This window comes from Methanosarcina sp. UBA5 (assembly GCF_002505485.1).
Taxonomy (GTDB): domain Archaea; phylum Halobacteriota; class Methanosarcinia; order Methanosarcinales; family Methanosarcinaceae; genus Methanosarcina.
The window spans coordinates 58086-64085 of record NZ_DAVG01000017.1; the positions used below are offsets into that span (position 1 = coordinate 58086).

General features: G+C 36.5%; 6 protein-coding genes. 1 reads left to right on the top strand and 5 read right to left on the bottom strand.

Translation table 11 applies throughout. The features are described from left to right. Window positions 1-318 precede the first annotated feature (318 nt). The 3 genes from BP621_RS01640 to BP621_RS01650 all read right to left on the bottom strand — a co-directional run bounded on the left by BP621_RS01640 (window position 319) and on the right by BP621_RS01650 (window position 4340). Window positions 319-1824 carry a DUF4139 domain-containing protein gene (locus BP621_RS01640; protein ID WP_292387611.1) on the bottom strand — a complete coding sequence of 502 codons (1506 nt, stop codon included), beginning with the start codon at window positions 1822-1824 and terminating at the stop codon, window positions 319-321. A gap of 248 nt (window positions 1825-2072) precedes the next feature. After that, the gene (locus tag BP621_RS01645; RefSeq protein ID WP_292387613.1) at window positions 2073-2471 is read right to left on the bottom strand and encodes a carboxymuconolactone decarboxylase family protein; all 399 of its coding nucleotides are present in this window, start codon (window positions 2469-2471) and stop codon (window positions 2073-2075) included. 1386 nt (window positions 2472-3857) lie between these two features. Beyond that, entirely contained in the window at window positions 3858-4340 is a 483-nt protein-coding gene (locus BP621_RS01650) for a hydrolase (protein WP_292387614.1), read from the bottom strand. A 517-nt stretch (window positions 4341-4857) separates the two neighbouring features. Here BP621_RS01650 and BP621_RS01655 point away from each other — a divergent pair. After that, window positions 4858-5217 (top strand): hypothetical protein, encoded by a 360-nt coding sequence (locus tag BP621_RS01655; protein ID WP_292387616.1) that lies wholly within the window; start codon window positions 4858-4860, stop codon window positions 5215-5217. Window positions 5218-5261: 44 nt separating this feature from the next. Here BP621_RS01655 and BP621_RS01660 read toward each other — a convergent pair whose 3' ends face one another. After that, entirely contained in the window at window positions 5262-5492 is a 231-nt protein-coding gene (locus BP621_RS01660) for a DUF3006 domain-containing protein (RefSeq protein ID WP_292387617.1), read from the bottom strand. Window positions 5493-5494: 2 nt separating this feature from the next. Beyond that, the coding region (locus tag BP621_RS01665; RefSeq protein ID WP_292387618.1) for a lamin tail domain-containing protein at window positions 5495-6000 on the bottom strand (506 nt) is incomplete at its 5' end.

The window sequence follows — 6000 nt, forward strand, 5'->3', positions numbered from 1 at the left end:
AGGCTACAGAAATCCTCTGTACCCGGTCTTGCAAACTTCTTTTTCACTTCTTTACTTTAAAATAACTTATTGCTTCATCATAAATTTATGAGGAATCTGCCGGCGGCCGTCAATTCAGACGCTCTTTCCGCCAGCGTTTCTGCAAATTTTGTCTTCTTATAAATATGGCCTTACGTAGATGTGATCTTGCAGATACAATATCCTCAATAGCATCTTCTTTTAACTTCTTTCACCTCTTTCATCTTCTTTTACCTCTTTCATTTTCTCACTTTCTTTTACCCTCTGTTTATAGATCTGACCTTTGAAATGATATGATCCTCAAAAACGGCGTTCTACTGTGTAAGAGATAGGTTTCGTACCTTTTGCAGGGACCATTACTCTGAATTCGATCGTAGAAGCATCAATTTTTTCGTAGTTATCCGAGCTTTCCAGAATCTTCCACTGTCCGAAAAGGTGTTCCACGACAGTAACGGCCTGAGCTTCAGACTTACTGTTATTAAGTTCGATTTGGTAGGTAGCCCGCTCCACTTTATCACTTATGCGCTGGTAATCAGTTTCGTTTCGCCTTGCAGTAAGATCAAAAGCCGAACCAACAGTCACTCTTAGTTCCCCGGCTTCTGGAGTATGTTTTATCCGATCTTCCCCAAGGAACTGAAGCCCTCCTGAAGAATTAGCACTATAAACTCTTATGATCCCTGCTGGTAGAGGCATCCCAAGCCCGTTTTCTTTTGAGTTTTTAAGAGTAAGGTAAGCCAGGACTTTCTCGTTCAGAGAACTGTCGTAGATTAGCCTCTTTTCAATAGGTACTGAATCGGCAGACAGCAAAGAGATCTGCTTTGCCTGGTTATTTTCTAGGGTTGCCGGGTTTTCAAGAGTATAAAGATGATACTCAAAAAGAGCTTCTTCGGTAAACGTTGTCTGCGAGACAGCTTCGCTTGCTATGGTTTTTCCTTCCATACGCGGAGTCACGGGCTGGGAAACGCGGTTTATCTGGCCTGAAACGAGTTTCACGTCTGCTTTTCTAAAGGTCATTCCTGCTCTATTGTCAATGTTAACCCAGCCCCTAAGGTCGGCTTCGGTATTCTCCGCATTACTTATCAGGACATAAGCCGCTTCCCAGCTTATACCGCCTGTCAGGTAGGAAATCATAAGCTCCCGGGTTCCGGATACCGGAGAATAAATCTGCCAGACGAGCGCAGGCTTTATAGAAAGTCCCGACGAATCTGCAAGTTCGATTTTTGAAAAAGCCTCAAGTACTACAACTTTTTTTGCCTCGGTTTCAAGGACAACGCCATTTCCTATATGACTTAACAGTACACCTGTGTACGTTTTACCTTTTATGTCAGTTACATTAACTTCCCTGCCAAGGTATTTCTCAAGCAGGCTCGAACTATTCAGAAGGTCGTATTCGTAGTTTTGCTCAAGCAGAACGGTGTCCTTATTTTCAGGGTCCTCAATTATAACAGAAGTCGGGTCGATTCCGGAAGGAATATCTGTGTATTTAACCTGATTGACCCCGTTCTGTAGCTCAATCTCTCGCCTTTCTTTCACAAGAGCAATTTCCTGCTCATAAATTGTAATATCCAGATTCTTTGAACCCTCGATTATTTGTTGGGTCAAATTTCCTGCAGTCCAGGAGGTCACGGTGTTCGGAGACTTGATTACTGTTTCAATTCCAGGGCTGGTGTCAATTCCGCTCGTATTATTTCCGGGCTCGTATTCCTGAGCCAGAACTCCCATACTCTGGGGAATCCAGGTTAAAAAAAGCAGTGTTCCCCCAATAAATCCCAGTGTAAGCCAGAAGAAAAGTTTCTTTACTCCCATACTGTTAATTTGATTCAGATTTATATATGTGATTTTATTGAGAATTTAGGAAAAGTAATGACTAAAAGAAGCTCAAATTTTCAGAGATTCTCAAAAAGAAAGTTTTAAACGAGCTTAATTGAAAAATAGAAAATAAAATAGATAATTTAAAGTTATTATTAGTAAAAATTTACAGGTTTTTTTGTAATATCTTAACTATCAGTAATCTATTCTGCAAGCATCTAAAAATAGGAACAAGATTAGTTATTTTACTTTAACAATTTTAACGCATCCCTGCAAGCTGCTACGGCAGGTGCCCCTGAAGTTATGAAGATAACATCCATAAGCTCCAGAATTTCTTCTTTGGTAGCACCATTCTTGAGTGCACTCTGCATCTGCACAACAGTACACCTTTCACACTGCTTGGATGCAACGACTGCAAGAGCTACCAGGATTTTTGTTTTTGCGGGCAGGGCTCCATCTGACAGTAATTTTTTATTGCACCGATTATATTTTTTAAGGGACTCGCTGTCAAGCTCTCCAAGAATCTCAAGGATATGAGGAGTAAAACCCAGTTTATCACTCATGCTCTCCAGTAACTCTTCATGTTCAAGGTCTCCATGCTCTTCGTGATGTCCTTCACAACATCCTTCCCCACGTTCTTCCATGTTTGTTAACCCCCATTGTAATTCAACTGGTTATTAGTATAATAGTAATATTATCTGTATATATCTATACCTAACAGTTGACATATTATTTTATGGAAAGTGATTACTTTCGATATATGAATAAGAATAAATGTATATTGTTCTCATATATATAAATTGGCCTTATATAAAACGTTTGTTAGTAACGATAGAAATAGTAAAGTAAGTTTGAAAGCCTTCCAGAGGAGAAAACTCATTTACGAAACTACTACAAAAACTGCTACGAATATAGCAATTTCCCTGCTACTAACAAGAGAAATATAGTGCTTTATAGTAATTCCGAATTCGTCTCTTGTATATTATTGTCCTGATTATTTCATGCAATATTTAATGTTTAATCTGTTTTATGTTTGGATGTAAATAAAATGTGACTTTCGCACTTAATGTATGAAATCAAAGACAATAGCATTGTGCTAAAATTCGCTTTTTAAACGGTTTGGAGTTTAAAGCTTATCGACTTCCCATTTAGCCACATCTGAGCATTTAAGCATTAAGAAGTTCAATATCTATCGAGTTTTCAAGTTAATTGCAATTCAGCGGTTGTCAAAAAAGCAGTCATATAATAAGTTTCAATCTCTATCGAGTTTTCAAGTTAATTGCAATTTTATTTGGTTAAAAATATTAACCCGACCAAACACCAAGGATTTTTTGTATACCGAAGCGCAATACCCACTATACCAATAATTGCAATATCTATAATTGCAATTTCAAGATTTTCCCCAATTTCGATCATGCCTTTCTTTTTGGAGTTCATCTATTAAAATCCTTTTCAATTTTTCCTTTATATGTTTCAATCTCTATTGAGTTTTCAAGTTAATTGCAATCATTCCCAGCATAATGAGGAATACTGCGATGTAAGGGTTTCAATCTCTATCGAGTTTTCAAGGCAATTGCAATCCATTAATATCACCCATTAACCAGTTGTATATGTGGTAAACAATAAACAGAACAGGTGGTTTATTTTTGGCATTTTTTGAGGGTTAAGGAACTAATAACACTGAAAAATTGAATAATATTTTCATTTATATTCATATATAATAATAATAATAATAATAATAATAATAATAAATCCCTATATAAAAAGTAAACTAATTGCATTACTTTAAAAATTATTCCAGTAGCCTTAATGAAATGTCAGTTAATAAAGTTGATTTTTTAATTTATACGGAATTCCTTCAATTTTACTCTTTTAACCACTTCTCCGTCCTTTTTGGATTATTATCTTCTCAATTTCTATATCATTTAAACCAAGTCTATTCTCAATAAATTGTTCTTCCGAGGTTCAATTATAAAAAGTTCTACTCTTGTACAGATTCTTCGATTTTCTGTCATTGGCTGCTAAAGTCTTTATTGTACTTCCCCAACAATCACGACGTAATTTTTCCCATACTTCTCGGCACATGCAGGACATGTAGTGTACCACATGTACAATTTTTTGATTTTCATACCTTTGCCTTTTGCGTAACTATCAAAATCCATGCACCACTTTCCTGTATCTTCGAAAGGCCCTTCATACACCTTGGTCAGAAACTTTCCGTTTAATGTAACGTTTTTGGCACCGTCTACTTCTTTATCAACAGCCAGATAAAGATCCATATTGCTTTCTGAAGTATGATCTGACAAGCAAAGCCAATCTGGCATTTGTGCTCCAGATTTCATAATTTTGTCTTTCATCCTCATTATTACCTCTCCAAAATTCAGAGGCATGTAAAACTGTGTAGTAACCGAGTCCTTGATGAACCTTTTATTGTTCCATTCAAAGATTTTTCCATCCCAAGGATTTGGATCAAAACGAGGACAACATTCCTGAACTTGAACTTCGCTGCTCATAATTTTCCTCCTATCTAAAAAATAGATCAATAAATTATCGGAAACTTTCAATTTAAATTTTGTTAATTAGAGATTATCTTAAAAGAATCGAATATTGAGTGTATCTATTTTTCTGAGTGGACTTTTTACAATATTATAGCATTATATCGAATATAAGAAATGATATTTATTTTTTATAGAGCCTATCCCATAACTCAAAACTTCTTCCCCAAATCTCGAATGAACTTTTAAGTTTATCTATTACTCACTGAATTTTCCCTTCAATAATGGCTTAATTTTGGAATTGATGCACCAAATATACCCAATAGAAACTTAAAAATAAAACTTAAGTAGTAGGAAAACTAATAATGTCTGGGACAGGTCTAATTGTTTCAGCCTGTCCACTCAAGCCTGGGCGGGCCTGTTTCACCCGCCCACCTACCTTTTGCTTTTCTAAAACGCAGCTATCAATAGTGGTATCAGACGATCATTTTAGATACTAAAAATATTAATCCAAAATTTGGTGGGTATAGTACGAATGAAAAAGAGTATTGAAAATGCTAATTTGGCTTTACCATACTTAGTGTACAGTGCTAAATGGAAGGAAACTTTAACTTATAAAGAGCTTGCTGGAAAAATAAACTCGCATCCTAGAGCACTGTCATATATGTTAGGGTATATTAGAGACGAAATTTGCAGGAAAAGAGAGTTACCCATGCTTAGTGTAATAGTCGTTAATAGTGAGACAAGGTTGCCTGGCGATGATTTCCTTCCAGAGGGCACTGCGAATTTGTCTAAGGAAGAGTATGAAGAGAAATTCATAGAGCTTCGAGACGAAGTTTTTAAATACTCAAAATGGGATGAGCTTTTAAAAGAGTTAGATTTGACTCCAATCTAAAAATTGAACTCTTGCTTTTTTACATTCTCTTTTCATAGTTTCATTTAGTCTCTGTTTTTGTTCTTAAGCTTCTCAAGCAGGTTCGATACTCTCTCTTTTGCATCCTCTGTCTCTTGTACATTTCTGGCAATGGTAATATCCAGAATATCTCCTTCTTTACTTTCTAGAGGCAATAAAAAAACAGGGATATTAATTTTAATCTTCTCTTCATCCCTTACAAGCAAGACTGCAATATCATCTTCGATCCTGTCTAATGTAACTTTAAAATTCTCCATAATCATCTCTCCAGTGTGGAAACAAGTTCTCCGGTGGTATCATAAAGATATGCTGTATCCCCATCATTATTCCATACAGGACTTAATCCCCAGTGTAATTCGGTATCTTTACTGGTACCCTTTTCGGTATATACAGTTACAGTAGATCCAGAGCCCAGTGTATAAGATGGAAATGTATAGGTATGTTTACTGCCCTCGTCTTCGATTTTCCAGCCTGTCAGCGAAAATGGTGATGACCCTTTATTCGTGATTTTGACCCATTCATCTTTCAGATTTAAGTCACTAACATAAACACTTGACTCTGTAGAGCTGGGCATTGCACTTCCTTTTGACTGGGATTCTTCAGTAATGGAAGAAGCTGTAGAACTCCCCGTTCCAGTGGAAACCAACCTTACTTCGCTAGGCTCCGTTTTCTGAGTAGTTACTGTGTAAGTAGATCCATCTGTTGTAACGGTAATTGTGCCATCCAGGTCTGTTCTGTAGACCTTGGAGACTTTTTGCAGTCTTT

Excerpts from the sequence above, each read along its gene's own strand:
- BP621_RS01640 (WP_292387611.1), bottom strand. The coding sequence starts at position 1,824 with ATGGGAGTAAAGAAACTTTTCTTCTGGCTTACACTGGGATTTATTGGG.
- BP621_RS01645 (WP_292387613.1), bottom strand. The coding sequence starts at position 2,471 with ATGGAAGAACGTGGGGAAGGATGTTGTGAAGGACATCACGAAGAGCAT.
- BP621_RS01650 (WP_292387614.1), bottom strand. The coding sequence starts at position 4,340 with ATGAGCAGCGAAGTTCAAGTTCAGGAATGTTGTCCTCGTTTTGATCCA.
- BP621_RS01655 (WP_292387616.1), top strand. The coding sequence starts at position 4,858 with ATGAAAAAGAGTATTGAAAATGCTAATTTGGCTTTACCATACTTAGTG.
- BP621_RS01660 (WP_292387617.1), bottom strand. The coding sequence starts at position 5,492 with ATGGAGAATTTTAAAGTTACATTAGACAGGATCGAAGATGATATTGCA.